General features: G+C 60.4%; 25 protein-coding genes and 1 pseudogene. 11 read left to right on the forward strand and 15 right to left on the reverse strand.

From position 1 onward, the window contains the following. Nucleotides 1-310: 310 nt before the first annotated feature. The gene (pepN, locus tag EOA16_RS09275; protein WP_127257316.1) at nucleotides 311-2,956 is read right to left on the reverse strand and encodes an aminopeptidase N; all 2,646 of its coding nucleotides are present in this window, start codon (nucleotides 2,954-2,956) and stop codon (nucleotides 311-313) included. A 156-nt stretch (nucleotides 2,957-3,112) separates the two neighbouring features. Between pepN and EOA16_RS09280 the strand changes: the two genes are divergently transcribed. Continuing rightward, nucleotides 3,113-5,419 (forward strand): xanthine dehydrogenase family protein molybdopterin-binding subunit, encoded by a 2,307-nt coding sequence (locus tag EOA16_RS09280; protein WP_127257317.1) that lies wholly within the window; start codon nucleotides 3,113-3,115, stop codon nucleotides 5,417-5,419. Between the two features lie 71 nt (nucleotides 5,420-5,490). Beyond that, entirely contained in the window at nucleotides 5,491-6,393 is a 903-nt protein-coding gene (locus tag EOA16_RS09285) for a DMT family transporter (RefSeq protein ID WP_245455896.1), read from the forward strand. Here EOA16_RS09285 and EOA16_RS09290 read toward each other — a convergent pair whose 3' ends face one another. The 3 genes from EOA16_RS09290 to EOA16_RS09300 all read right to left on the reverse strand — a co-directional run bounded on the left by EOA16_RS09290 (nucleotide 6,394) and on the right by EOA16_RS09300 (nucleotide 9,012). After that, complete coding sequence (locus EOA16_RS09290) at nucleotides 6,394-7,206, reverse strand: helix-turn-helix transcriptional regulator (protein ID WP_127257320.1); 813 nt, start codon at nucleotides 7,204-7,206, stop codon at nucleotides 6,394-6,396. A 54-nt stretch (nucleotides 7,207-7,260) separates the two neighbouring features. Beyond that, nucleotides 7,261-8,139: a uracil-DNA glycosylase gene (locus EOA16_RS09295; protein WP_127257322.1), complete on the reverse strand. Its 879-nt coding sequence runs from the start codon at nucleotides 8,137-8,139 to the stop codon at nucleotides 7,261-7,263. A 228-nt stretch (nucleotides 8,140-8,367) separates the two neighbouring features. Next, a complete protein-coding gene (locus tag EOA16_RS09300) occupies nucleotides 8,368-9,012 on the reverse strand; it encodes a hypothetical protein (protein ID WP_127257324.1) in 645 nt (214 codons plus the stop codon). A 10-nt stretch (nucleotides 9,013-9,022) separates the two neighbouring features. On the opposite strand from EOA16_RS09300, the gene EOA16_RS32565 reads away from it, so the two are divergent. From EOA16_RS32565 to EOA16_RS09310, 3 genes are all read left to right on the forward strand, one after another. Further along, complete coding sequence (locus EOA16_RS32565; protein ID WP_164754186.1) at nucleotides 9,023-9,169, forward strand: hypothetical protein; 147 nt, start codon at nucleotides 9,023-9,025, stop codon at nucleotides 9,167-9,169. A 63-nt stretch (nucleotides 9,170-9,232) separates the two neighbouring features. Beyond that, complete coding sequence (locus tag EOA16_RS09305; protein WP_127257325.1) at nucleotides 9,233-10,912, forward strand: electron transfer flavoprotein-ubiquinone oxidoreductase; 1,680 nt, start codon at nucleotides 9,233-9,235, stop codon at nucleotides 10,910-10,912. A gap of 122 nt (nucleotides 10,913-11,034) precedes the next feature. Next, entirely contained in the window at nucleotides 11,035-11,634 is a 600-nt protein-coding gene (locus EOA16_RS09310; RefSeq protein ID WP_127257327.1) for a DUF922 domain-containing protein, read from the forward strand. Nucleotides 11,635-11,638: 4 nt separating this feature from the next. Here EOA16_RS09310 and EOA16_RS09315 read toward each other — a convergent pair whose 3' ends face one another. The 5 genes from EOA16_RS09315 to EOA16_RS09330 all read right to left on the reverse strand — a co-directional run bounded on the left by EOA16_RS09315 (nucleotide 11,639) and on the right by EOA16_RS09330 (nucleotide 16,109). Then, nucleotides 11,639-12,685, reverse strand: coding sequence for an endonuclease/exonuclease/phosphatase family protein (locus EOA16_RS09315; RefSeq protein WP_127257328.1), 1,047 nt, complete (start codon nucleotides 12,683-12,685; stop codon nucleotides 11,639-11,641). 70 nt (nucleotides 12,686-12,755) lie between these two features. Beyond that, nucleotides 12,756-14,261 carry an AMP nucleosidase gene (locus EOA16_RS09320; RefSeq protein WP_127257330.1) on the reverse strand — a complete coding sequence of 502 codons (1,506 nt, stop codon included), beginning with the start codon at nucleotides 14,259-14,261 and terminating at the stop codon, nucleotides 12,756-12,758. A gap of 74 nt (nucleotides 14,262-14,335) precedes the next feature. Next, entirely contained in the window at nucleotides 14,336-14,530 is a 195-nt protein-coding gene (locus EOA16_RS09325) for a hypothetical protein (RefSeq protein WP_127257332.1), read from the reverse strand. A 40-nt stretch (nucleotides 14,531-14,570) separates the two neighbouring features. Then, nucleotides 14,571-14,723: a hypothetical protein gene (locus EOA16_RS32570; protein ID WP_164754187.1), complete on the reverse strand. Its 153-nt coding sequence runs from the start codon at nucleotides 14,721-14,723 to the stop codon at nucleotides 14,571-14,573. A 447-nt stretch (nucleotides 14,724-15,170) separates the two neighbouring features. Continuing rightward, entirely contained in the window at nucleotides 15,171-16,109 is a 939-nt protein-coding gene (locus tag EOA16_RS09330; protein WP_127257333.1) for a DUF4145 domain-containing protein, read from the reverse strand. A 461-nt stretch (nucleotides 16,110-16,570) separates the two neighbouring features. Between EOA16_RS09330 and EOA16_RS32855 the strand changes: the two genes are divergently transcribed. The 5 genes and pseudogenes from EOA16_RS32855 (at nucleotide 16,571) to EOA16_RS09350 (ending at nucleotide 19,605) form a co-directional block, all read left to right on the forward strand. Next, nucleotides 16,571-16,741 (forward strand): hypothetical protein, encoded by a 171-nt coding sequence (locus tag EOA16_RS32855; RefSeq protein ID WP_206517323.1) that lies wholly within the window; start codon nucleotides 16,571-16,573, stop codon nucleotides 16,739-16,741. A 19-nt stretch (nucleotides 16,742-16,760) separates the two neighbouring features. Further along, on the forward strand, nucleotides 16,761-16,931 hold the full coding sequence (locus tag EOA16_RS32580) for a hypothetical protein (RefSeq protein WP_164754188.1): 171 nt from the start codon (nucleotides 16,761-16,763) through the stop codon (nucleotides 16,929-16,931). Nucleotides 16,932-17,268: 337 nt separating this feature from the next. After that, the gene (locus EOA16_RS33080; protein ID WP_127257335.1) at nucleotides 17,269-17,493 is read left to right on the forward strand and encodes a hypothetical protein; all 225 of its coding nucleotides are present in this window, start codon (nucleotides 17,269-17,271) and stop codon (nucleotides 17,491-17,493) included. 147 nt (nucleotides 17,494-17,640) lie between these two features. Then, a pseudogene (locus tag EOA16_RS33085) lies at nucleotides 17,641-17,874 on the forward strand (SOS response-associated peptidase); the annotation flags it as partial. A gap of 129 nt (nucleotides 17,875-18,003) precedes the next feature. After that, nucleotides 18,004-19,605, forward strand: a complete 1,602-nt coding sequence (locus EOA16_RS09350; protein WP_127257336.1) for a recombinase family protein — start codon at nucleotides 18,004-18,006, stop codon at nucleotides 19,603-19,605. Between the two features lie 419 nt (nucleotides 19,606-20,024). On the opposite strand, the gene EOA16_RS09355 is transcribed toward EOA16_RS09350, so the two are convergent. From EOA16_RS09355 to EOA16_RS09370, 3 genes are all read right to left on the reverse strand, one after another. Next, complete coding sequence (locus tag EOA16_RS09355; protein ID WP_127257338.1) at nucleotides 20,025-20,348, reverse strand: helix-turn-helix transcriptional regulator; 324 nt, start codon at nucleotides 20,346-20,348, stop codon at nucleotides 20,025-20,027. 451 nt (nucleotides 20,349-20,799) lie between these two features. Further along, the gene (locus EOA16_RS09365; protein WP_127257339.1) at nucleotides 20,800-21,363 is read right to left on the reverse strand and encodes a hypothetical protein; all 564 of its coding nucleotides are present in this window, start codon (nucleotides 21,361-21,363) and stop codon (nucleotides 20,800-20,802) included. After that, complete coding sequence (locus EOA16_RS09370) at nucleotides 21,353-21,895, reverse strand: hypothetical protein (RefSeq protein ID WP_127257341.1); 543 nt, start codon at nucleotides 21,893-21,895, stop codon at nucleotides 21,353-21,355. Before EOA16_RS09370 ends, EOA16_RS09365 begins: the two co-directional genes overlap by 11 nt. 300 nt (nucleotides 21,896-22,195) lie before the next feature. On the opposite strand from EOA16_RS09370, the gene EOA16_RS09375 reads away from it, so the two are divergent. Further along, the gene (locus EOA16_RS09375; protein ID WP_127257342.1) at nucleotides 22,196-22,459 is read left to right on the forward strand and encodes a hypothetical protein; all 264 of its coding nucleotides are present in this window, start codon (nucleotides 22,196-22,198) and stop codon (nucleotides 22,457-22,459) included. A gap of 137 nt (nucleotides 22,460-22,596) precedes the next feature. Here the strand turns inward: EOA16_RS09375 and EOA16_RS09380 are convergent, their stop codons facing one another. The 3 genes from EOA16_RS09380 to EOA16_RS09390 form a co-directional block, all read right to left on the reverse strand. Next, nucleotides 22,597-23,136 (reverse strand): hypothetical protein, encoded by a 540-nt coding sequence (locus EOA16_RS09380; protein ID WP_127257344.1) that lies wholly within the window; start codon nucleotides 23,134-23,136, stop codon nucleotides 22,597-22,599. A gap of 89 nt (nucleotides 23,137-23,225) precedes the next feature. Then, a complete protein-coding gene (locus tag EOA16_RS09385) occupies nucleotides 23,226-23,963 on the reverse strand; it encodes a hypothetical protein (RefSeq protein ID WP_127257345.1) in 738 nt (245 codons plus the stop codon). 31 nt (nucleotides 23,964-23,994) lie between these two features. Then, the gene (locus EOA16_RS09390) at nucleotides 23,995-24,570 is read right to left on the reverse strand and encodes a hypothetical protein (RefSeq protein ID WP_127257347.1); all 576 of its coding nucleotides are present in this window, start codon (nucleotides 24,568-24,570) and stop codon (nucleotides 23,995-23,997) included. Nucleotides 24,571-24,737 lie beyond the last annotated feature (167 nt).

Consider the following 24,737-nt stretch of genomic DNA (forward strand, 5'->3'; position numbering starts at 1 on the left):
TTGCCTATGCTGCTTGGTGATCCGGCAAACGCCGCACTTCCGAATCGTCAGTAAAGAATCAAAGGTGATTCGCCTTGTCCAGTGGTCCGGCCAAAAAAGATTAAAAATAGACTAAAATAATGCTCAAATGGTCGATCTCCCCCCTCGTGGGGGAGATGTCCGGCAGGACAGAGGGGGGCGCTGTCCCGCTGGCCTGTCAGTCGGTCATTGCGCGTAAGCCATGAGACGTAGTTTGAGTGAGTAAAATCAAACGTCGGCGATCCTTTACGCCCCCCTCTGCCCTGCCGGGCACAAGGGGAGATCGCTCTCCCTACGCCAGCGTGCGCTCGACGATATCCCGCAGATCCGCCGACAGGTTTTCGGCGCCGGCGATCGACAGCAGCGCTTCCCTGGCTTTGGCTTGCCGCAAAGGTTCGAGTGAACGCCAGGATCTGAGCGCCGTCGCCAGCCTTGCCGCCACTTGCGGGTTGCGCTTTTCAACCTCAAGCACGGTCTGAGCAAAGAACCAGTAGCCTTCGCCGTCGGCACGATGGAAGCCGGTCTGGTTGGCGCTGGAGAAGGTGCCGATCAGCGAGCGCACCCGATTAGGATTGCCCATCGAGAAGGCCGGGTGATTGGTCAGGGCCTTCACGGTGTCGACGGTTTGTGGCCCCGGAACGCTGGCCTGGATCTGGAACCATTTGTCCATGACCAGCGGGTCGGACCCATAGGTCGCCTCGAAAGCCGCCAGCGCCTCGACCGCCTCGGGCGAACCGTGGTGACGATGCGCGAGCGCGGCAAGTGCTGCCGCGCGGTCGGTCATGTTGGTCGCCGACTGGAAATGCCGGGCGGCGAGTGCCGCTCCGCCCGGCTGCAGCGACAGATAATCCAGCAAGGTGTTGCGCAAGGCGCGTCGTCCGGCACTCGCCGCGTCGGGGCTGAACGCGTCTCTGTCGGCAAGGCCGCGGTAGAGGCCCGAAAAAACGTCCCCGTTCGCAGTGCCGATCGCCAACGCCAGTGCCTCGCGGGCCGCATAGATGGCATCGGGGTCGATGTTCCTGCCGATGTCGCGGGCAATGTCGGCTTCGCCGGGCAGCGCCAGCGCCAGCGCCCGATAGGCCGGCTCCAGTGCTTCGTCGCCGGCGATGCTGCCGGCGAGTTCGATCAGCCGCGGCGCAAAGGCCGGCTGCTTGCCGCCGAGGATCTCGCGGAAGGCTGAGATCAATGCATCGGTCAGCAATGTGTTGAAGGCCTGCCAGCGCGAGAAGGCGTCGCTGTCGTGGCGGGCAAGGAAGAACTGGTCGTCGGCTTTCTGCTCGACGGACAATGTCACCGGCGCCGAAAAGCCGCGGTTGAGCGACACGGCCGGGCGCTCAGTGACGCCTGAAAACCGCACCATGTGACGGCGCTTGCGGATATGGATGACGCCGTCCTCGACGCTGGCGCCCTCGACGCCGCTATACTCCACAGGCTTGCCGCCGGCGCCGATCAGGCCGAAAGCGAGCGGGATGTGCATCAGCCGCTTGCGGCTTTCGGAGGGGGTCGGCGGCACCGACTGCTCGATTTCGAGCGTGAACTCCTGCGCCGCCGGATTGTGCGTCGAACTGATCGTCAGGTTCGGCGTTCCCGCCTGATGATACCAGAGCGCGAACTGCGACAGGTCGCGGCCGGACGCATCCTCGAACACCTTGATGAAATCCTCGATCGTCGCCGCGTCACCGTCGTGCCGCTCGAAATAGAGGTCCATGCCGGCGCGAAAGACGTCGGCACCGAGAATTGTGCGGATCATCCGCACCACTTCGGAGCCTTTCTCGTAGACCGTCGCGGTGTAGAAATTGTTGATCTCGCGGTAACGGCGCGGCCGCACCGGATGCGCCAGCGGGCCTTGGTCCTCGGGAAACTGGTGGGCGCGCAAGGTGCGCACTTCGGCGATGCGCTTGACCGCGCGCGAACGCTGGTCGGCGGAGAATTCGTGGTCGCGGAAAACCGTCAGGCCTTCCTTCAGGCAGAGCTGGAACCAGTCGCGGCAAGTGATTCTGTTGCCTGTCCAATTGTGGAAATACTCATGCGCTATGATCGCCTCGATATTGGCGAAATCGGCGTCCGTCGCTGTCTCCCGGTCGGCCAGCACATATTTGTCGTTGAAGATGTTGAGGCCCTTGTTCTCCATCGCTCCCATGTTGAAGTCTGACACCGCGACGATGTTGAAGACGTCGAGATCGTATTCGCGGCCGAACGCCTCCTCGTCCCATTTCATCGACCGCTTCAGAGCATCCATCGCGTAGCCGGCCAGCTTCTCCTTGCCGGGCTCTACATAGATGCCGAGTTCGACCGTGCGGCCCGATAGCGTGACGAAACCGTCTGCAAGCTGGCCGAGATTGCCGGCCACCAGCGCGAACAAATAGGATGGCTTGGGGAAAGGGTCGTGCCACACTGCATAGTGCCAGCCGTCGCCGAGGTCACCTCTGTCGACCGGGTTGCCGTTGGACAGGAGCAGCGGCGCTTCGTCACGCACTGCCTCTATGCGCACCGTGTAGACGGACAGGATGTCGGGTCGATCGAGGAAATAGGTGATGCGGCGAAAGCCCTCGGCCTCGCATTGCGTGCAGTAGACATGGCTCGAGCGGTAGAGGCCCATCAGGGCTTCGTTGCCCGCCGGCGCCACCTCGGTCTCGATGAGCAACTGGAAGCGGCGCGCCGCCGGCGGCTTGAGGATGGTCAGCTGGTCAGGCGTCGCCAGCAGATCGGCCGGTTTTAGCTTCTTGCCGTCGATCTCGATGCGCTTGAGCGTCAGCCCGTCGCCGTCGAGCACCAACGGTGCCGACACGGAGACGGCGTCACGGCGCTCTATCGTGAGTACGGCGGTGACACGCGTTGCGTCTGGCGAAAGGCGGAAGGTAAGGTCGGTTTTCGGAATGAGGTAGTCGTTGGGGCGATAGTCTTCGAGCTTGAAGACCTGGCCGGTGTCCGTGCGCATTCCGTGGGTTTTCCTGTCGATTGCGTTGGCGGCGGATTGTGTCCGCTGGTCCAAGAAATTTGAAGTCCGCGCTCTTTACACGAAACGGCCCCTCGACAAAACTGAGGCAATGCCTATTTCAGGCGTTCCTTCTCCTGTCATCATCACGAGGCATCCATGACCGTCGTCACACCGAAATTCGGCATGGGCGCATCCGTGCTGCGGCGCGAGGATGCCGCCTTCATCCAGGGCCAGGGCCGCTATACCGACGACATCCAGCCGGCTGGCGTCCTGCATGGCTATGTCCTGCGGTCGCCGGTCGCCAAGGCCAGCTTCACCATCGGTTCGACCGAGGCGGCGAAGGCAGCACCTGGCGTCCATCTGGTGCTTACGGCCAAGGACCTTGCCCATCTCGGCGATCTCAAGTCCGGCGTCATGCAGGAACAGCCGGATGGCACCAAGGCGCCGACGCGCGACATCCCGATCCTGTGCCGCGACCGCGTCAACTATGTCGGCGATGCCGTTGCCTTCGTCGTCGCCGACAGCCGAGCCTTGGCGCAGGATGCCGCCGAACTGATCGACGTCGACTATGACGGCGAAGACGCGGCCTCCGGGACGGCAACGGCATTGGCCGAAGGCACGCCGCTGGTCTGGCCGGAGCTTGGTTCCAACCGCGCCTTCAGCTACCACATGGGCGACAAGAAAAAGACCGAAGCGGCTTTCGCCAAGGCCGCCCATGTCACCCGCATCGAGTTCGTCAACAACCGGCTGGTGTGCAACTACATGGAGCCGCGCTCCGCGATCGGCGAATGGAACGTCGAGGAGAAGCGCTTCGTGCTGACCACCGGGTCGCAAGGCGTGCACTCCATGCAGTATATCCTGGCCAGCGTGTTCAAGATCAAGAAGGGCCAGTTGCGCGTCATCACGCCTGATGTCGGCGGTGGTTTCGGGCCGAAGAGCTTCGTCTACCGCGAATACCCGCTGGTGCTGGAAGCGGCAAAGCGGCTGGGCCGCCCGGTGAAATGGGCCGGCGACCGCACGGAACACTTTCTGACCGACGCGCAAGGCCGCGACAATTTCGTCACAGCCGAGATGGCGCTGGACAAGGACGGCCGCTTTCTCGGTATGAAGGTGAACCTGCTCGCCAACATCGGCGCCTATATCTCGCAATACGGTCCGTTCATCCCCTATATCGGCGTCACCATGTCGACCGGTGTCTACGATATCCAGGCGCTCGACGTCTCGGTGACCGGCCTCTACACCAACACCTGCCCGGTCGATGCCTATCGCGGTGCCGGCCGACCGGAAGCAGCCTTCCTGCTGGAAAAGCTTGTCGATGCCTGCGCCCATGATGTCGGCCTGCCTGTCGAGGAGATCCGCCGCCGTAACTTCATCCGGCCGGAGCAATTTCCCTACCGGACGCAAACCGGCCGCCTCTATGACACCGGTGAATTCGAAGGCCATATGGAGCGCGCCATTGAGCAATCCGAATGGAAAGCGTTTCCTGAGCGGCTGGCGCAATCGAAGGCCGGCGGAAAAATCCGCGGCCTCGGCATGGCGACCTATATCGAGGCCTGTGCCTTTCCGGGCTCCGAACCGGCCTTCGTCGAACTCAATGGCGATGGCACGGTGACGCTGAAGATCGGCACCCAGACCAACGGACAGGGGCACGCCACCGCCTATGCGCAGTTCCTGTCGGAAAAGCTCAATCTCGACATCGACAAGATCCATGTCCGCCAGGGCGATACCGATGAATTGAAGGCCGGCGGCGGCACCGGCGGTTCGCGCTCCATTCCGCTGGGGGGTGTATCGGCTTCCCGCGCGGGCGAGGATCTGGCCAACAAGATCAAGCGCATCGCAGCCGACGAACTGGAGGCTTCTGCTGGCGACATCGAATTGGCCGACGGCGTTGCCCGCATCGTCGGCACCGATCGCTCGATTGATTTTTCCACCATCGCCAAGGCCGCCAAGACATCAGACGATCTCAAGGGCTTTGGCGAGTTCGTGCAGGACGAATGCACCTATCCCAACGGCACTCATATCTGCGAGGTCGAGATCGATCCCGACACAGGCGCCACCGAGATCGTCCGCTACACCATCGTCGACGATTTCGGCGTCACCGTGAACCCGATCCTGCTCGCCGGCCAGGTGCATGGCGGCGTCGTGCAAGGTGTCGGCCAGGCCCTGACCGAGGACACTATCTATGGCGAGGACGGACAGCTTTTGACGGCGAGCTTCATGGATTACGCCATGCCGCGCGCCGACAATTTCCCGTTCTTCCATTTCGAGACCCGCAACGTGCCTTCGACCACCAATGCACTCGGCATCAAGGGCGCGGGCGAGGCTGGTACCATCGGCTCGACCCCGGCGGCACTCAATGCGGTGACCGACGCGCTCTGGCGCGCTTATGGCGTCAAACACATCGACATGCCGGCAACGCCGGCGCGTATCTGGGCGACGATCCGGGAAGCGTCGGGAGCGTGACAGCAGGCCCCGGCAGCCCCTCGGCCACAGCCAGCGATGATGCTGGCGGGCACGACACGCTTACCGGCATCATGCTCAAGATCGTGTCGGTGGCGGTCTTCGTCGGCATGCAGACCTGCATCAAAGCCGCAGGCACGGTTCCGGCCGGCCAGATTGTCTTCTTCCGCTCTTTCTTCGCCATCTTCCCGATCATCGCCTTCCTGGCCTTCAGGAAGGAACTCGGCACTGCCTTCACCACCAAGCGTCCGTTCAACCACATCGCCCGCGGCCTGATCGGCGTCTGCGCCATGGGGCTCGGCTTTTTTGCGTTGACCCGGCTGCCGCTGCCGGAAGCGATCACGCTGAACTATGCGCAGCCGCTGCTGGTGGTGGTGTTCAGCTCCATCTTCCTGGGCGAGGCCATCCATGTCTATCGCTGGAGTGCGGTCGCGGTCGGCCTGGTCGGCGTGCTGATCATCTCCTGGCCGGAATTGACGCTGCTGAGTTCCGACGAGGCGCTCGACGACCAGGAAGTGCTTGGCGTCATGGCCGCTCTTGTCGCGGCAGCGATCTCGGCCGTCGCCATGCTCTTGGTGCGCAATCTCGTGCAAAGCGAGCGCACAGCGACCATCGTGCTGTGGTTTTCGGTGACGGCGAGCGTCATGTCGCTGCTGTCGCTGCCATTCGGCTGGCAGGCGCTGACGCCGCTCCAGGCGGCTCTCCTTGTTGCCGCCGGCTTCTGCGGCGGCCTCGGGCAGATCCTGATGACGGCGGCCTATCGCCATGCCGAAGCCTCGGTCGTGGCGCCGTTCGAATATACGTCGATGATCCTCGGCGTCGTCGTCGGCTATCTCGTCTTCGGCGACGTCGCCACGCCCCATATGCTTGTCGGCGGCCTGATCGTCGTCGCCGCCGGCATTTTCATCATCTGGCGCGAACGCCAGCTTGGCCTGGAGCGCACCCGCACGCGCAAGGCATCTTTGCCGGAAGGGTGATTACGACAGCTCGGCTCGCTCCTTCGCCAACCGCACCAGCACCGTCCTCGTCTTTTCATCGGCGGGGAAAAACGATTCGATCGCCAGTTCCGAAAGCGTCACGTCGAGGGGCGTGCCGAAGACGGTGATGGTGCTGATGAACGACAGCACTTGATCGCCATGCGCCAGCCTGAGCGGATGCACGATGGCATTCGGCTCGACCGGCGACGGCCGGCTGCCTTTCAAGCCGGACGGATAAGTCCTCAGCTCACGCTCGAGTTCGATCAGCACCGCGTCGCCGCTCGCGTCATTCTGGTGTTTCAGGCGCTCGAGCAGATGCGTCCGCCACTCCGCGAGATTGACGATGCGTGGCGCGATGCCGCCGGGATGCAGGCTGAGGCGAAGCACGTTGAGCGGCGGCGTCAGCAGCGAAGCCTCGCTGACATCGGCAAGGAAGGGAGCGATGGCAGCGTTGGCCGAAACCAGGTTCCAGTGGCGGTCGACGGCGAGTGCCGGGAAAGGCTCGTGGCCTTTGAGCACGATTTCGACCGCCGCCTTCGCTGGCGCCAATGCCGCGTCGCCAAGCGAGCGTTCGCCGAAGCTGGGGGCAAAGCCGGCGGCGAGCAGCAATTGATTGCGTTGCCTCAGCGGTATCGACAATTGCTCGGCCAGATGCAGCACCATGTCGCGCGAGGGCGCGGCGCGGCCGCTTTCGACGAAGCTCAGATGCCGCTGCGAGATCTCGGCCTCCATGGCGAGGTCGAGCTGCGACATGCGGCGGCGGGTGCGCCACTCGCGAATGAGGCTGCCGGCGGAGGTTTGGGCTGTTGTCATGAGGGCATGGTTAGGCAGGTGATGAAGGCATTTCAATTACCTGCGAGGTTATCGCTAGGTGAGCGCACGCAGCTTCGCCTTGACTTCGAGGAAATCCCGCCACGCCAGCTTCTTGTGCGACGGGGTTCGCAGGAGATAGGCCGGATGCAGCGTCGGCATGGCCGGGATGGCGATGCCGGACGCCGTCGTGTGGACGCGCCAGTTGCCGCGCAGCCGCAAGATGCCTTCCGAGGTGTTGAGCAGGGTCTTGGCTGACGGGCCGCCAAGGTTGATCAGCACCTTCGGATTGACCAGTTCGATCTGTCGTTCGATGAACGGCCGGCAGATCTCGGTTTCGTGCGGTGTCGGCGTGCGATTGCCCGGCGGCCGCCAAGGGATGACATTGGCGATATAGACTGAGGTGCGGTCGAGCCCGATCGCTGCCAGCATGCGGTCGAGCAGCCGGCCCGATCGGCCGACGAAGGGCAGGCCCTCAATGTCCTCGTCGCGGCCGGGTGCCTCGCCGACCAGCATGACGGCGGCTTCCGGGTTTCCGTCGGCGAATACCAGGCTCTTGGCGGTGGCCTTGAGATTGCAGCCCTCGAATGCCGCCATGTGCTGGCGAAGCTCGTCCAGCGTCGTTGCTGTCGTCGCCAATTGGCGAGCCAGTGCCGCCTGCGCTTCGTCGGGAACCGCGGTCGTCGCAGACGGCCGCGCAACGGGCGGCGCACTTGGTCTATCGCCGGTTTCAGAGCGAGACATACTGGCCGAACGCTGCGGTGCCGCGCTATCGCCCGAAGGCGCCGCCGTCGGCGCACGCTCCATCGGCTTTGGCGCAGCCTCGGCAAACCGGTTCACCGGCTGGTCTTCAAGCGCCTCGTCGACGCCCACGCTGGCGTAAAACGCCAGTAGGTCTGCGATGTCCGGTCTGTTGGTTGGGGAAGCGGCAGTCATCGATTCACATTCGTCCGCGTGGCGGCAATTTGCAAGGCTGGCAGCTTCTCTACCAGGGCAACGAACTCGGGTTAACGGGTTCCTTCGGAGCTTTTCGCCGGCGCGTTGGCTGACGGAGCATCAAACGAAAAACCCGCCTGTGCGGCGGGTCTCTGGCGCAAATCAGCACCATGGACGAATATGTACCATAGCTGAGGGCACCGAGTCAAGAAAAAATTCCTATCGTGTTTACCCCGTCGGTATGCGCGGATCCTGCACCAGATAGAAGGTCCATCTGGGCGTGTAGTCGGTCATCAGGAATTCGAAGCTGGCGGTTTTCAGCGGGTCGACCCTGCCATTCCTGAACAGCAGCCGGTCATAGGGTTCGAAATCGCGATCGAAATCGGCGAAATTGCTCGACAAAATATTGTCCGGCGTCTTGTTGCGCTGATCGAAGGAAAGCCCGTCGCCGAACACGCTCGGCTGGTTCAGGATCTCCTGCAATTCGAACTGGAATTCGATCCAGGCCTGGCCGCTGTTGTTGAGCACCTCGATGCGCATATACATCATGCCGTTGGCGAATTCGCCGGCCTTGCCGAAGGCCTGGATCGGCTTTGTCGTGCGGATCGTCAGCGTCACCGGCGTTGACGAATTCAGCTCTTCGGTGATGACGAACGGATCGTCCTTCGTCCCGATGCCCGAGGCGCCGGTGATGCGGAAGCCGCCAAGCTCGTCGGAGAAGGAGTAGGCGCCTGCCGCCCAGACCTTCACTTCGTCGGCGGCAGCGTGATGCGGCGACAGCATCAGAAGGGCCAAAAGGAGCGCCCGGCAGGTCCGGCCGGACGGGAAAAGAAAGCGCGTCGATGAAAAGCCGGCTGGCCCAGGAATGCGCATGGCGTGAAGTATGGCCGATAAGCAAGCCGTCGAACAATTAAAAACGCGCGCCCGGGAGGCAATGCCGGACGAAAAGCAGTCTTCCAGCGTCGCAATGCGCGACTTTTTGGCCAAAACGGCATTGTCACGTATGCGCCGGTTTCCTGTCGTCAATTGATGCGCTATGCAGCGCGGGAGCCAGCAAGATACCCGAATGGGATAAGCCAGTGCGGAGGGGTTGATGAGCGACATCGAACGCGAAAGCATGGAATTCGACGTGGTTATCGTCGGCGCCGGACCGGCGGGCCTCGCCGCCGCCATCCGCCTCAAGCAGGTCAATCCCGAGCTTTCGGTCGTCGTCCTGGAGAAGGGCGGTGAGGTCGGCGCCCATATCCTTTCCGGCGCCGTTGTCGATCCGATCGGCATCGACCGGCTCTTGCCGGGCTGGCGCGACGAGGACGGCCATCCCTTCAAGACGCCGGTCACCGCGGACCATTTCCTGGTCCTTGGTCCTGCCGGCTCGTTTCGCCTGCCCAACATGCTGATGCCGCCGCTGATGAACAATCACGGCAACTACATCGTCTCCCTAGGCAATGTCTGCCGCTGGCTGGCGACCAAGGCCGAAGCGCTCGGCGTCGAAATCTATCCGGGCTTTGCCGCTGCCGGCCTGCTCTACAATGAGCAAGGCGCCGTCACCGGCGTCGTCACCGGCGACATGGGCGTCGAGAAAGACGGAACGCACGGTCCGGGTTTCGCACCCGGCATGGCGCTGATGGGCAAATATGTGCTGATCGGGGAGGGCGCTCGCGGCTCGCTCGCCAAGCAGCTGATCGCCAGATACAAGCTTTCCGATGGCCGCGAACCGGGCAAATACGGCATCGGCCTGAAGGAACTCTGGCAGGTCAAGCCGGAGAACCACCGGCCGGGGCTGGTCCAGCATTCCTTCGGCTGGCCGCTCGACCTGAAGACCGGCGGCGGCTCGTTCCTCTACCATCTCGAGGACAATCAGGTGGCGGTCGGCTTCGTCCTCCACCTCAATTACAAGAACCCCTATCTGTCGCCGTTCGAGGAATTCCAGCGCTTCAAGACCCATCCGGCAATCAGCGGGACCTTCGAGGGCGCCAAGCGCCTGGGCTATGGCGCGCGCGCCATCACCGAGGGCGGCTGGCAGTCGGTGCCGAAACTGTCCTTCCCTGGTGGTGCGCTGATGGGATGTGCCGCGGGCTTCGTCAACGTGCCGCGCATCAAGGGCTCGCACAATGCCGTGCTGTCCGGCATGCTGGCGGCCGAGCATGTCGCCGAGGCGATCGGTGCCGGGCGCGCCAACGACGAACTCGCTTCCTACGAGGAAGCCTGGCGCGCGACCGACATCGGCAAGGATTTGAAGAAGGTGCGCAACGTCAAGCCGTTGTGGTCGCGCTTCGGCACCATCGTCGGTGTCGGCTTCGGCGGCCTCGACATGTGGCTGAACACGCTTTTCGGTGTCTCGCCCTTCGGCACGCTGAAGCATGGCAAGGCCGACTATGCCACGCTCGAGCCTGCCGCCCGGCACAAGAAGATCGCCTATCCGAAGCCCGATGGCGTGCTGACCTTCGACAGGCTGTCCTCGGTGTTCCTGTCCAACACCAATCACGAGGAAAACGAGCCGGTCCACCTGCTTGTCGGCGACATGGAGCTGCAGAAGCGTTCCGAGCACGATATCTTTGCGGGTCCCTCGACACGCTATTGTCCGGCCGGGGTTTACGAGTGGGTCGACAAGGACGGCAATGCCGCCGCCGATCCCACGGCCAAGGATGTGCGCTTCGTCATCAACGCGCAGAACTGCGTCCACTGCAAGACATGCGACATCAAGGACCCGAACCAGAACATCAACTGGGTGCCGCCGCAAGGCGGCGAAGGCCCGGTCTACCAGGGCATGTAGGCACGCGCCGGCCACAGCGTGCCCCGACGATGGCTCGGGTCTCCCGTGGCATGTGAAACATTAGGACTGTTGAAACTGCCGCGCGCTTATGGTTCCATTCCTTGACGATAAGGAGATGGCCAATGCGCCTGGCGGTTCTGGCATGCCTTGTGGCGATCGGTGCGCTGTTCAGTTTGGCGCCGGCAGCTTCTGCCGGCACCAGGGTGGTGGTCAAGACGCGGACCTACGACATCACCGGGAACACGGGGCTGGCGCTGGTGCAGGCGATGGACCGCAAGGGGCCGAAGCACGGCTTCATGACGCACGCCATCGCATTGACCGGCTACGCGGTGGATTGGGACCTGGACACCAGCCAGGACAATGGCGTCTGCCGCCTGCGGCGTGCCAACGGCACGCTCAATCTTTTCTATACGTTTCCGCGTGTCGCCTCGGCCACCACGCCGACGCTCCGGAAGCGCTGGACGCGGTTCTTCGCCGGCGTCCGCGCCCATGAAGAAACACATGGCCGCATCGCCAGGGAGATGATGCGGGCCACGGAAAGATCGATCTCCGGCCTCCGGATTGCCGACGACGGGTCCTGCTACAAGACACGTCGCGAGGCACAGCGGCGCATCAAGGCCACCAATGCCGCATATGAGGCCAAGCAACTCGCTTTCGATGCGCGCGAGCATCGCGATGGCGGCCATGTCCAGCATCTCGTCATCGCTTTGGTCAGGCCCTGATCCTTCAGCCTGGCGTCTTGCCGGTCTGAACAATGGCCGCGGTCGCGGTTTCATGTTCATCGAGCGGCTTTTGCTGATTCAGCCTGAGCGAGAACTCCACCATGACCGGCAGGTGATCCGAGCCGATGTCTTCCAGCCGTGTCGCGGAATGGATGGTCACACCGCCTTTGCTGAAAACCTGGTCGATCGGCAGGCCGGCGAAGCGCCGCAGGAAATCCGGCAGCTTGATATGAATCCAGGTCGGTCCGGCGGACGGCATCACGGTCAGCCCGCCGAGCGAGGCGACGCGGCGCACGGCGGCACTCCATGGCACAGCGTTGCAGTCGCCAGCCATGATGGCCGTCTCGCCGAGCGCGGAAAGCGGCTCCGTCAACTCGCCGATCTGCCAGTACTGCTCGCGTGGCCACGGCCAGCTGAGATGGATCGCGGCGACATCGACGTCGATGCCGCCGAAGTCGACGGTCGCTGTCGCCATGGCGCCGCGCCCTTCGCAACGCGCCTCGGTGCCGGCGGCAAAGGGCCGCCGCGAGAGCAGCGCGACGCCGAATACGCCGTTGGGATAGGGACAGAGGATCCGGTATGGATAGGCGCTGCTGATATAGCCAAGCTCGGTCGCCCACATCGCCGATACCTCGTCGAGGGTGATCACGTCGGGATTGGTCCGACCGATCAGCGACAGCACCTTCTTCGGCGTCGGATTGTCGTAGCGCAGGTTCATCTGCAGCAGCTTGTAGATCGCGCGGTCTTCGTTCTTGGCTTCATAGGCGGCCTGAACCGGCCACAGGCGGGAGACGGACAGCGAACCGGAAGTGGTGGCGAAGGTCGCCACGGCAAAAAGCAGTGCCACGGCCGCTTGCAGGCGAAATGTCGTGGCCAGCAGCGGCAGTGCGCAAAGCGCCATCAGCACGGCAAGGTGGACGCGGAAATGCGAGAAGGAATCGAAAGCTGGATGCAGCGTTCCGAAAAACCCGGCCACCAGCGCGATCGAACAGGCCAGCATTGCCAGGAATGCAACCGAAATCAGCATTGTCCCGAAGCTTGTTCTCTCCATGCCGCCTGCTTATCGGCAGAAATGCGGCCCAATCAAGATGAGAAATGCCTACGCGATGCGTGAAACCGGCCTACTGGAACGCCGTCTCCGAAAAACTTCTGAGCTTGCGCGAATGCAGCCGCTCCATCGGCATTTCCGCAAGCTTCTCCATCGCCCTGATGCCGATGGTCAGGTGCTGCGCCACCTGGCGCTTGTAGAATTCGGTCGCCATGCCCGGCAGCTTCAACTCGCCATGCAGCGGTTTGTCCGAAACGCACAGCAGCGTGCCGTAGGGAACGCGGAAGCGGAAGCCATTGGCGGCGATGGTCGCCGATTCCATGTCGAGTGCGATGGCGCGAGATTGCGACAGACGTTGTACCGGCCCACGCTGGTCGCGCAGTTCCCAGTTGCGATTGTCGATGGTGGCGACGGTGCCGGTGCGCATGATCCGTTTCAGGTCGTAGCCGGTAAGGCCGGTGACTTCGGCGACGGCTTCCTGCAACGCCACCTGGATCTCGGCCAGCGGCGGGATCGGCACCCAGACCGGAAGATCGTCGTCCAGCACGTGGTCCTCGCGCACATAGGCATGCGCCAGCACATAGTCGCCAAGCGCCTGGGTGTTGCGCAGGCCGGCGCAGTGGCCGAGCATCACCCAGGCATGCGGCCTCAGCACCGCGATATGGTCGGTGATCGTCTTGGCGTTGGAAGGTCCGACGCCGATATTGACCATGGTGATGCCGCCATGCCCCGATTTCTTCAGGTGATAGGCCGGCATCTGCGGCAGGCGCGGGACCGCGACGCCTTCACTGGGCGCGCTTTGCCCGGCCTTGGTGATGACATTGCCGGGTTCGACGAACTCCGTGTATCCGCCGCCGCCATTGGCCATCAGGTCGCGGGCGCGGGCGACGAATTCGTCGATGTAGAACTGATAGTTGGTGAACAGCACGAAGTTCTGGAAATGCTGCGGCGTGGTCGCCGTATAGTGCGACAGCCGGTGCAGCGAATAGTCGATGCGCTGCGCCGTGAAGGGCGCCAGAGGCCTCGGCTCGCCGAAAGCGACTTCGAAGGTGCCGTTGGCGATCTGGTCGTCGGTGCCGTCGAGATCCGGCACATCGAACAGGTCGCGGATCGGCCGCTTGATGCGCTCTGCCGTCGCCCCGTCGACATGGGTGCCTTCAAGGAACGCGAAATGCAGCGGGATGGGTGTGGTCGATTCCGACACCGTGACCGCAACCCCATGATTGCGCATGATCAGGCGCAACTGCTCGACCAGGTAGCTTTCGAACAGGCCCGGCTGGGTGATGGTGGTGGAAAAATGCCCAGGCGTCGGCATGTGGCCATAGGCTTGACGCGAGTCGATCTGGGTGAATGAGTTGGTGGTGACACCGATCTCCGGATAGAAGGCCCGGTAGCGCTTGCCATTGTCACCGCCTGCTGCCGCCAGTTCTGCAAAGGAGTCGCGCAGGAACTTGGTATTGCGATCGTAAAGCGCCTGCAGTGCCTTGACTGCCTTTTCGGCGCTATCAAAACTTTGCCGGCCAAAAGGCTCCGGCATGACGACAGATTCGATGGCTTGTGGGTAGATTCGCTTTTCCATGGCTCAATATAGAGACTTGGATCGGCACTTGGGAGGGGTGTCGCGACCGAAGGCGGCCAAAGCGCCGTTTTTCTTCAACCGCGCTGCAGGCTTACCAGGAGCACGAAGCCGACGCCGGACTTCTTTAGCGCCGGTGCGTCGATCGTCGAGCCGGTGTCGGCGCGCATCATCGGCACGGCCAGGACCGGAGCGGCCAGAACCGCCAGGATAAGCGCCGCCCGCGGCAGAAGCCGAAGGGTCTTGAGAGCGTTGGCGGCGATGCGGTTCATGGTGTTTCAGCTTTTCTTTTCGAGGTCTTGGTTTCTTTGTTCAGTTGCGAAGATGGGTGGGGCAGGCGAGGCGGCAGGTTCTGGCTTCGTCCCAGGCGCGGGCCGGACGGCCCGCTTCGGCGACGAGGATGGCGAAGAACATTCCAAACAGGCTCACCAGCAGGCAGACGATGGTGAAGCGGCGAGCAAGCATTGGGTCGGTCTCCTTCAACACGCCGGAGAATGCCCTGATGCAACTGAACCGGCTCTGATGCCGGCGTTCATCTGCGGTTCAAGATGATTGACGGGGTTTCGACGGCACCGGCGTCGGTTTGGATAGCCGTCGACGGGTCTCGAGCATCACCGGTGCAGGATGTGTCGGCAAACGAAAACGGGGCCCGTCGGGGCCCCGTCCTCATGTCGCAAGGATGCGCTCGATCAGAGCTTGTGCCAGACTTAGCTTTTATTTTACGGAATGCGTTGGACGCATAGCTGGAAACACGGCTTGGGACCGGCAATTTTGGGGCGGATGAAGACACCCTCTCAAACAAAGTTGCGAAAGTATCTCCGCACCGCGTGGACCCCCACGGGGGGACTGGGGCTACCCCTCTCTAACATTCGGGGATACGAATTTTTCTCAGAAAGGTCCGCAACCTATCAGTCAGCTTCCCGTACGAGCGGCCTTGTCGGCGTTCCTCTGCCTAGCTGCAGCGTTCTTTGCGAACCGCTCAGGGCCGATCTCCGCAACTAATCCTTCAAGCTGTTTCTTGTCAGTGATCGCCCATTGAACAATGGAGTTGGCGAGACGGAACAAAATCGACACCGTCGTCGCGTCGTCCGTCCCGTACAGGCGTAAAGCATGTAGGGCCTCGTTGCCAGTCATTCGTACTACATCCATAGCTACGGTTATCTGCGTTGGAATGCCCTGCTTTTCCAGTTCATAAACCGCATCGTTGAAGTTGTCTTTCTGGGCGGCAAACTTACAAAGGCCTTCGATGCACATGCGAAGCAAAGCCGCCGCTGCCCTGGGACTAGCCTCAGCGACCGCTGCAGCCTCTTCGAAATCCTTTTGAAGCTGAGGAGGAAGATCTTGCGGAATCGGATGATCGCCCGACTGGCTCGGGTATACCAAGGTTCCTTCGAACCAGAGTGAACGACCTCCACATGCCACGCACTGTGAAATCCCTAAGTCTGAAATCTGCTCGTCGAGAGCCACTAACTTCTGATTGAATTGCTTGTGCTCCTTCTTGTAAGGGACCGTCCACGTCTGTGCGGCGATCACCGGGCAGCGTGGGCATTTGAATTTCGTCTTCCTGAACTTTGGCGTATAGTCGCCTTCAACGGGAGCGTCCCGAAGTCCACTCGTGATTTGAGTGGTCTGTGTTCTTGGGAGCGTAGCCATTGGGTCCCTCACTTTGTGATTACTCTGCTCTTTTGCAGATGTGTAGGCAATCCGCGCCGTGATCACTTGACGGAAGGGCATCGACTGCCCAACTGTATCGACGACGGCGAACAGCCGAGGCGTGTGGGGGTCACCGGGTGGCTGTTTAAAAACCCAAAAACCCTGCTTGCTGGTCTTTATGCGTGATGTTCGGCTCATCAAGAGACACACGCAGGATAGAGGAGAACCCGGATGACGGTGTTCCTCACTATTGAAGCCAGCCAGCCGAATGGGACGACCTATCGCTTGGCCTTCGGGTGCAAATGCACCTTGGCTTCGTGGATGGCTTTTCTCGGACGGCTGTTCTGATGAAGAAGGGGTACCCTGGAAACTGGGTGCCCCTTTTCAGTTTACTCCGCTGAAGGTGGGGGGTTGATGGCAGACCACTGGTTCCAACCCAAGGTCCCCGTGAGGACCCCTGAGGGACACCGCTACACGTCGGGAGCGTGGAGGCTGCAGCCGAGGTTCTCCTCGGGTGGACCCAGCGTGGCCCTAAGTGGAACATGGCCGTTAGGGTCTGCATGGCAGCACTGGCCGATCAGGCGACCACCTCGGAGGTCCCGAAGGTGCTTTAGGTTGGCTGCTCGGGAGGAAGGGAAGCTCCTGCCCGATACCGCGGGATGAAGCGCTTCATCGGTTTCGTCGGCATAGTCGCCACAATGTGCGTCTGGGCCTACATGGGGTTTACATGGCGAGGGCCGAAGCCGGCGGCGGTCTTCTATGTCTACGTTCCCGCCGTTCTCTGCTTCGTTGTAGGCACGGCTCTTTGGGAACTCTGGCGGAAGAAATGAAACGAAGGAGAGGATCACGATGGCTGTAGCTGAGACGCTGGCAATGGCGGCGATAGGTGCATTCCTGGGCTACATGGCCTTTGGGACATACTGGCATGGGGCACTCTACGGGTTCCTGACGTTCGCCGTCAGCGCCGTGGGGAACCGTCTGGTCTTCGAGACGGAGCAGGAACGGCTCAAACGCAGGTGACTGCAGGTTGGGGAAAACCCAAAAATACTGATTCGTTTGCGCTTGGGACTCTTGTCAGCGAGTCTGTTGTGGCCCTACACCGGGTTAGTGCAGACCGAAACCGCGCCAATGAAGCCTTGATTCCATACCTGGTGGAGGTAGCGATCACTGCGCTAGTCGGAGGGGGACGCTGGGCGTCCAAACCTCAGCGTTCCCCACCGGCACCGTTATCCTGCACGGAAATTCCCGCACCGGATTGGTTACATGTGCCGACAATCGCTCGGCGCGTCAATGCGGGGCCCCTGAGTTTTCTTGTGCATAACACACACTCTCAGAACAATGAGGCTGCAGGAAACCGATGGATAAGGAAAGCGCGTTTTATCTCATAGAGCGTTTGAAAGAGAGTAGCGGGTACGAAGCGGCAGGGGCGGCGCTTATCGCAGCGTTTCTCGCCTACATGACTTTCGGATCGCTATGGGGTGCGGGGCTCTTTGGGTTCCTCGCTTTTATGATCAGTGGGGTCGGTGCCATTGTCACGATAGAAATCCGCAAGGCTTGGATCGACCTCGGGAACAAGCAATAGGAAACCTAAGCCTGTCAGGATGGCATCATACTCAGATAAGTGATCATCGCTCTTGTCTTGCTCGGGGGCACACAGGTGTCGCTCCGGGGAGACCGGTGGTGAACAGGGTCCTAGAAAATTGTGGAAATCCAAGGCACGTTCGCCAGCATGTGCAACCTCTACAACATCACCACATCGCAAGAGGCCATCCGCCAGTGGACCGGCACCTTGCGAGACATCTTGGGCAACCTTGAGCCGTCCATTGACATTTACCCCAATCAACTCGGTCCGGTGGTCCGCAATGTGGCAGACGGGCAACGCGAGCTTGCCAGTCAGCTTTGGCGTATGCCGACGCCAATCGAGCGGGTGAAGGGCAAGGCCGACTGCGGCACTACCAACTTGGCTAGCGGCAAGCACCCGTGAGTTGACCGCTAAGAACGTTTGCTCAAGCACGTTGTCGATGTAATATGCGCTTGTCGTCATCAGCGTCGTCCTGCCGCTTTAGAGATCAGCTCGCGCGGAGGCACTATAGTGACTGAGCTTACAAGCGATGTCCGTGTCCCGGCTGCGCAGTACATTCGCATGTCGACCGAACATCAGCGGTATTCTTTAGAGAACCAGATGGCTGCCATCGGGGAGTATGCCGAAAAACGAGGGTTCGCTATCGTTGATACCTACGCCGATGCCGGTAAAAGTGGCTTAACCTTGAAGGGAAGAGATGGCCTGAAGCAGTTGTTGGCTGACGTTGTGACTGGCGAACACTCTTACTCAGCGATCTTGGTTCTGGATGTTAGCCGGTGGGGCCGATTTCAGGATACGGACCAATCCGCCCACTACGAATTCATCTGCCGGGACGCCGGGGTTGCGGTTGAGTATTGCGGCGAACCATTCGAGAACGACGGCAGTATGGTCTCGATGATCATTAAGAACCTGAAGCGGGTGATGGCCGGTGAGTACAGCCGCGAACTATCTACAAAAGTCTCAAGGGCGCAAACACAGCAAGCGCGTCTTGGGTTTAAACAGGGCGGTGGGGTGCTTTATGGAATAAGGCGCCTGTTGGTCAGCGAAGATGGAGAGCATCGATTTCTCCTCGGGCTAGGCGAGCAAAAGGGCCTAAGTACAGATCGCGTTGTCTTCGTGCCCGGTCCACCGGATGAAATCGCAACCGTGCGCCGCATTTTCCGGATGTTCGTCAACCAGCATCGAACAACGACAACCATCGCGCGCGAACTGAACGCTGAAGGTATCCCTGCAACAAACGGTCAGGCTTGGACCCAAACCCGCGTCAGAACACTGCTCACAAGCGAGTTGATGATAGGATACTACGTCTACAACGTACGAACGCGACGGATGAAAGGACCGTCCAGACCAAATCCTCCAGACCTATGGATCAGAACACGGGTAATGGACCCGATTGTTGACCCAAAACAATTCGCGAAGGTCCAACAGGAGATGAGACGCAAAGTCGGCAATGCCTATGCGAAGACGGACATGATCGATAGGTTGAGGAGGCTTTTCAGGGAGAAGGGAAAGCTCTCTCAGGGAATAATTGATGCCTGTTCATACACTGCTTCTTCGAGTTCGTATGTTAACCACTTTGGTAGTCTCGTAGCATGCTACGAACTCGTTGGATATAAATGCCTTTGGCAGCAAGGTCTCAGATATACGGATGACTATCTAATCGACGGGATACGAAGACTTCATACCAAGTTCGGATATGTCACAGCTAAAATGATCAGTGCAGACCCAGACCTTCCAGTGGCTCGTGTGCTCACGTTCCGATTTGGTTCGTTAATGCGGGCCTATGCGCGGGCAGGCTTTCCTTCAACTATATCTGAGTCCGTTCGTGCGGGGATGAAAAGGGCGACAGCACATCCTCACTGCAAATTTAAGTGGGGATTTACGAATGAGGAACTTCTTGATGGTCTCCGGAGGCTAAACGCAAATTTTGGATATATTACCTCTGCCCTCATCAATGCCGACCCAGACCTTCCTGCGGCTAGTGTGTTCAGATCGCGATTTGGTTCGATACTCCAAGCCTACGGGTTGGCAGGGTTCCCAACTACCCGATCAGAGTCACGCTCAGCGGCGCGGAAAAGAGCGAGGGCGCGTTTAGAGCAGGCTGAACGCTAAGCCAGCGCATGAGAACTTGGTTTTGTGGTAACCATTCTTATCGAGGTACTAGAGAGACTGAACTCTCACCTGCGCTTCGCGTTCCGGATACGCAGTACATCGCCGAATAGACACCACTCGGACTAAACAGCTCTTGGACTACCTTCGTCGTCTGCATAACACATTCGGATATGTAACGGTCGCGCATGCCCGCCAATTACTCGGAGTTGATCTCGGCAGCGCTCCTACGGGCAACCCTTCGACGCGAGAAAGACCGACAGGAAAGCTACTGGCCTCGACGCGGTTCGACTAAAAAAGGGTGTCGGACTTAATTTCTACTTGTCCTCCGCGTCGACCTTTCCCGGCCCGATGAACGATCACATCCCGTTCGTTCCTGGCAATCTGAACGAAGCTGTCGACGGGCTAGTCCTGTCACAAACCTAAGCTGCCTCAGCAGCAGATTGCGCCGGTTTGCGCGACTTGTGCCGCACTACGACGTCCACCTTGTAGTCGAGCCGATCGAGACAGCGGACAAGGCGGCCGATTGAGAACTTCCCCGTGCGGCCGGTGACAATGGCGGAGACGTCGGGCTGTTTCATCCCGAGCATCTCAGCCGACTTCGCCTGGGTCAGGCGGCGGCGTTTGATAATGGCGCGGATTTCGCTGGCCAGCTTGGCCTTGAGCAATTCCTCTTCGGGATTGTCGAAGCCCAGGTCCGCAAAAACGTTGCCGCTGCTCATTTCGGCGGTGATTTCTTCGATCATGACTTTGGTCCTTTCCCATGGTTTTCGCGGTAGTGCTCCTCGGCCCGCCTTCAATCGCGCCGCTCTAGGCACGAGGACGCGTTACGTCGCTTTCGCAAAATGTCGGCATTGGGTAACTACGCGAGCTGCGAGACCAACATCCTTAGACGCGCATTTGCTGCGTCAATAGAAGGCCTCATTGTGGTCACCCCCTATGATCGCGATAAGACCGGCGACCTCCGGCCCGTCTATGGGCCGCCGAGCAGCAGACGGAGGACCGGGTAATAAGGACCGCCAAGGGGGGCTTGGCAGGGAAACAAGCCGGTGTCATTGCGTGGTCGTGAGAAGCCAATCCGGCGCCTGGCGAATACGGCGAGCCCACGACGCTCTCTGTTGGGGGCGACGTGCCGGACATGGAGTAATCTGCTAGCTGGAACCAACACGAGGCAACTTGCGCAGCGTGGATGGCACCTTACTGTGAGGATGGCTTGATCACGCCGATCCATGCCTGGTCAAATCCTGTTTTCGGGAGGACAACGTACTTTTCGCCACATACGGTGAAAGGAGCCGAAAATGCGTCGTTCCATTGCACCCAAGGTGCTTCTTTGGGCGGTGCGACCCCCTGCGCATAGCCATTGGCCGCTTTCAGGAACACGGTCCCTAGGTCTACTTTGCTGACCTCTTGGCCAACCTGCGCGGTCACTATAGCAACCTGCGATTCGACCTCAGCGCACGCGACATTGAAGGAATTGGGATTTTTCCCCGGCTCATCCTTACAATCTGATGACGAATGCTTCAGGTCCGAATCGTCGACCATTTGGACCTTGCCAGTGCAGGGTTGGAAGTTTGCCCTCCCGCCCGCTCGCGACAATACGTAGCCCAGAACTCCGCTACCTCCTCCCACAAGCTCGTAGGGGCCATCCACAACAACGACCCCAGCGATCACTTTGGCCTCCGTAGTTGCCTGCTGCGCGGCTCCTTGACTCAAGGGAAAAAGGACGAATGCGACAGCCAGAAAAAAATTCTTATTGTTCACAGTCGTTCTCCTCAGCTCCAGGTTCGCGACGCATTATGGCAGAATAAATTATGGCGCCAGCATTGGAGACTACGAACATTCTGCCGCGTTCGCATGGATAGTATTTATCGCGGCATAATAGATACATGCGATCAGGTAATCCGATGATTTGGCGAAGTCCCCGCCTGTCTCGACACTTCTCAAAGGCGTCATAAGCTTCATCTTGATGCGGCGCGATGATAACGGGAACCGAGAACGCCTTGTCCCCAGTCCACACCAAGTGTGCCATGGCTCTTGCTTCGGCTTGGGCGGCATCCCTGACCACGAATAGAAAAATGGCGAGGGCCGTCAATGACGCGACGAGCATAATCTGATTTCGGCACTCTTTTGTTCCTAAATAGTATCCAGCGGCCACCCAAGCAGCCAAGCAAAAAGCAAGGAAAAACAAAACTCTAGGGGATTTCAGGGGCGAGAATGCATACACCAACACAGTTGGCAGAGGGACAGTCACCTCTGTAGCGTCCACTCCAAATTCGCCGATGTAGCTGGACAAGTACGCCCAACCACTGAAGAACACGATCGCAAGAGGTAGCACAGCTATCACTGCGTCGATAAGCGCGCCTCTAATCCCATTCATCTTGATACCCCCGTCAAACGTTTAGCATTTTCGTTTCGTTTGGACGAGAGAAAGATGATAGAACGCCGTTACTATCCCTTACTGGTCTTACATCGCAAACGCCTTCGTTGGCGTAGATTTTCCGCTATCAGGACGTCTGCACAAGACCTATTTTTTCGGGAGTTGATTTGTGAAACATGGGCGTCGGCAATCATGCCATTGTAGAGAGCCGATGCTATGACCAATTTCAAAATCGTATTTTTTGGGAACCACGGTCAGATTGTTTCCCAAGGCACCGTCCCTTGCGAAAGCCATTGGGATGCCTGCCAGTGGGGCTGGAAGAATATGCCGTCAACGGCACGGGACTTTCATGCCGAAGAAGCCTCCCCAGAAGAGATTTTACAAGAGACCGACAGGGAAGACGACAAGGTCATCCTCAGGGCATTCCATATTCTTAGAAAACGGGCCGGGTTGACCAAGCCTCTACCGCAGAGAGATTGATGGACGCATGCCCATGCGCAAACTGCAAGTTACACGCATGGGGACCACGGATTGCGGCGTCACGTCCTGCCTCCTTCGAGACCCTTAAGACAAGAAGGATGGGCAGGACGGGACAGCTTTATCTTGATCGGCACGACCTAGTTGCCGGTGGCAAGGTCCAAGGCAGTCTTGTGTTCCGACAGATGGGCATCGAGCACGGTGTCGGCGGTGACCGTCACGTCTACCTCGGGGCCACTGAGGGAGGGGAAGAAAGACGCCAGTTCCGTATCGGTCACCTTGGGTGTCCCGGCGATCAAGACGCGCTGCGGCTTGGTATCGGCGGTATAGGGCAAGCCCGTTGCGGGATCATGGGTGCCCTTCTGAATGCCAAGCCGCACCGTGGTCAATTCAAGGCGACTGGCCCGTGCGGCAGCCTCTTGCATCTCGGCGTAGCCAGGGCGTTCCGCGCTGAGTGGACGGGTCTTGATGTCCACAGTTCGCAGCGCGTCCCGAATGATCTGTACGGCGTCCCTTTCCTGCTTAAGCTGACGCTCAAGTTCCCGGCGCTGTAACACCAGCGAGGCATTTTCCTCCGTCAGTCGAGACACCTCGGCGTTGAGTGTGTTGATCTCGGTGGAGTTGTCGAGGGTTTCGAGTTGAGCGAGGAGTTCCTCGCGGGTCGTGGGTTTCTTGGCCATGGTGGCTATTCCATTCGTTAAATTAGTGAGTAGAGGCAGAGGCCGCATATCGATGCGACGTACAGGGCGACGGTGAGGTTCAGCATCGATCAGCCCTCTGCATCCGGCAGCGACTGGAACCAGAGGTCATAGGCGTTCGCCAGTTGGGTAGGGTCCAGCCGCCCGGTGACCACATCCGCGACGATGCGACGGGCCAAACGGTCGTCGGTTCGGGAGGCCGCATAAAGCATGGCATTCCAGCGGTCCTCGCCGATCTGTTCACACGCAACGGGGGCGGCTTCCATCACGGTTGTCTCGACAAGAGTCGACGCAGTGGCGGCATCCACCCCGGTGGCCTCGGAGAGCCGGGCAATCGTGTCGTTGAAGTCGCCCGTCTCAACCATGGTCTCCACGCTATCCACGAAGGCCTCGGGGGTGAAGCATTCGGCGATGGTGTCGAGGGTTGCGGACAGCGACGGGGCTTCGTCGTCATTCTTGATCTCAAGTTCCTGCTGGAGGGCGGCAAGGTCCGCGTCGGACAGGTCGTCTATGGAGACATCTTCAAGTGGATCGTCCCCGGCAGGGATTGCGCGAGGATCGAAGGCGGCGCGGTTGACTTCGGGGCTCCGACCACTCGGGTTGCCCTGAGGTGCGATGAGGCCAAGCTGTTCGGCAATGTCCAGATCAACGTAAGTGTCCATGCCGGGGACAAAGACTTTGCCCTCGGGTGCAGGACCGGCAGCGGAGCCGCTGGCAAAGTTGGGGTTGTCGGACCGTTCGGTCCAGCCAGAGCGGCTGTCCATGGGGTTGGGCAGACGGAGCATTGCGTCATCGTAGGAGTAAGACATGTGGTTGGTTTCCTTAAATGCTGCGGAGCAGCTAGAGCAGACCAGCGGCCTTGAGGGCTCGCTTGGTGTAGTCGAGGATGGTCATGGATTGACCGTCGTTGGTGGAGACGGCTGAGGACCAGAAGTCCTTGCCGTAGATGTGTTGGGCGTGTCGGACGAAGTCGCGGCCAAGGTGCCTATGGGTTGCCCCCGAGGCCTTCTTGATGAGCGCGGTGGTGCCGATGGTCTTGCGAAAGTCACCCATGAGGGCACCCGCGCGGGTCTCAAGGAACCTCTGGTGGTTCACCCAGAGGCCCCCGGCAGGACCGGGATGGAAATAGACTTGCATCCACCCAATCAAGGCCACAGTGCGGATGACTGCCTCGGTATAGGTGCGCTTGTCCTTGTGCTGCCAGTTGGCCAGGAGACCCTTGGCCTTGGCGATCTGGGGGAGCTTAGGGTGCAGGTCAGCTACGCCGAGGCAGAAGGATTGAGGCAGGACCATGCGCCGCTCAAGGGACCTGAGGTCGAACGCCACACGCGCGGCGAACTTGGGGTCCGTGTGCATGTAGATGCCGATAGCCTTCTTAAAGATGGCCAGTTCGTTCCGGGCCGGTAGGCGGGCCAAGGGATCACCCCGAGAACTCGCGGCATCCCGGTGAGGACCACAGTAGCGGGAGACCCCGGAGCGTTTGCGGGTGCAGCCGGGGCAATCGCAGGGTTTCGTTTCGTTGAGGACTTGACGGCACCGCAACTGGTGACCGTGGTCAGGAGATTGAATGCCCACACGCCAGT

It is taken from the genome of Mesorhizobium sp. M7A.F.Ca.US.008.03.1.1 (genome assembly GCF_003997495.1).
In the GTDB taxonomy this organism is placed as follows: domain Bacteria; phylum Pseudomonadota; class Alphaproteobacteria; order Rhizobiales; family Rhizobiaceae; genus Mesorhizobium.

Coding starts and splice junctions, on each gene's coding strand:
- EOA16_RS09325 (WP_127257332.1), bottom strand. CDS start 14,530: ATGAACCGCATCGCCGCCAACGCTCTCAAGACCCTTCGGCTTCTGCCG.
- EOA16_RS09285 (WP_245455896.1), top strand. CDS start 5,491: ATGCTCAAGATCGTGTCGGTGGCGGTCTTCGTCGGCATGCAGACCTGC.
- EOA16_RS09280 (WP_127257317.1), top strand. CDS start 3,113: ATGACCGTCGTCACACCGAAATTCGGCATGGGCGCATCCGTGCTGCGG.
- EOA16_RS33080 (WP_127257335.1), top strand. CDS start 17,269: ATGGATAAGGAAAGCGCGTTTTATCTCATAGAGCGTTTGAAAGAGAGT.
- EOA16_RS09380 (WP_127257344.1), bottom strand. CDS start 23,136: ATGGCCAAGAAACCCACGACCCGCGAGGAACTCCTCGCTCAACTCGAA.
- EOA16_RS09315 (WP_127257328.1), bottom strand. CDS start 12,685: ATGGAGAGAACAAGCTTCGGGACAATGCTGATTTCGGTTGCATTCCTG.
- EOA16_RS09385 (WP_127257345.1), bottom strand. CDS start 23,963: ATGTCTTACTCCTACGATGACGCAATGCTCCGTCTGCCCAACCCCATG.
- EOA16_RS32855 (WP_206517323.1), top strand. CDS start 16,571: ATGAAGCGCTTCATCGGTTTCGTCGGCATAGTCGCCACAATGTGCGTC.
- EOA16_RS09320 (WP_127257330.1), bottom strand. CDS start 14,261: ATGGAAAAGCGAATCTACCCACAAGCCATCGAATCTGTCGTCATGCCG.
- EOA16_RS09290 (WP_127257320.1), bottom strand. CDS start 7,206: ATGACAACAGCCCAAACCTCCGCCGGCAGCCTCATTCGCGAGTGGCGC.
- EOA16_RS32565 (WP_164754186.1), top strand. CDS start 9,023: ATGGCCGATAAGCAAGCCGTCGAACAATTAAAAACGCGCGCCCGGGAG.
- EOA16_RS09355 (WP_127257338.1), bottom strand. CDS start 20,348: ATGATCGAAGAAATCACCGCCGAAATGAGCAGCGGCAACGTTTTTGCG.
- EOA16_RS09295 (WP_127257322.1), bottom strand. CDS start 8,139: ATGACTGCCGCTTCCCCAACCAACAGACCGGACATCGCAGACCTACTG.
- EOA16_RS09310 (WP_127257327.1), top strand. CDS start 11,035: ATGCGCCTGGCGGTTCTGGCATGCCTTGTGGCGATCGGTGCGCTGTTC.
- EOA16_RS09300 (WP_127257324.1), bottom strand. CDS start 9,012: ATGCGCATTCCTGGGCCAGCCGGCTTTTCATCGACGCGCTTTCTTTTC.
- EOA16_RS32570 (WP_164754187.1), bottom strand. CDS start 14,723: ATGCTTGCTCGCCGCTTCACCATCGTCTGCCTGCTGGTGAGCCTGTTT.
- EOA16_RS09375 (WP_127257342.1), top strand. CDS start 22,196: ATGACCAATTTCAAAATCGTATTTTTTGGGAACCACGGTCAGATTGTT.
- EOA16_RS32580 (WP_164754188.1), top strand. CDS start 16,761: ATGGCTGTAGCTGAGACGCTGGCAATGGCGGCGATAGGTGCATTCCTG.
- EOA16_RS09330 (WP_127257333.1), bottom strand. CDS start 16,109: ATGAGCCGAACATCACGCATAAAGACCAGCAAGCAGGGTTTTTGGGTT.
- pepN (WP_127257316.1), bottom strand. CDS start 2,956: ATGCGCACGGACACCGGCCAGGTCTTCAAGCTCGAAGACTATCGCCCC.
- EOA16_RS09305 (WP_127257325.1), top strand. CDS start 9,233: ATGAGCGACATCGAACGCGAAAGCATGGAATTCGACGTGGTTATCGTC.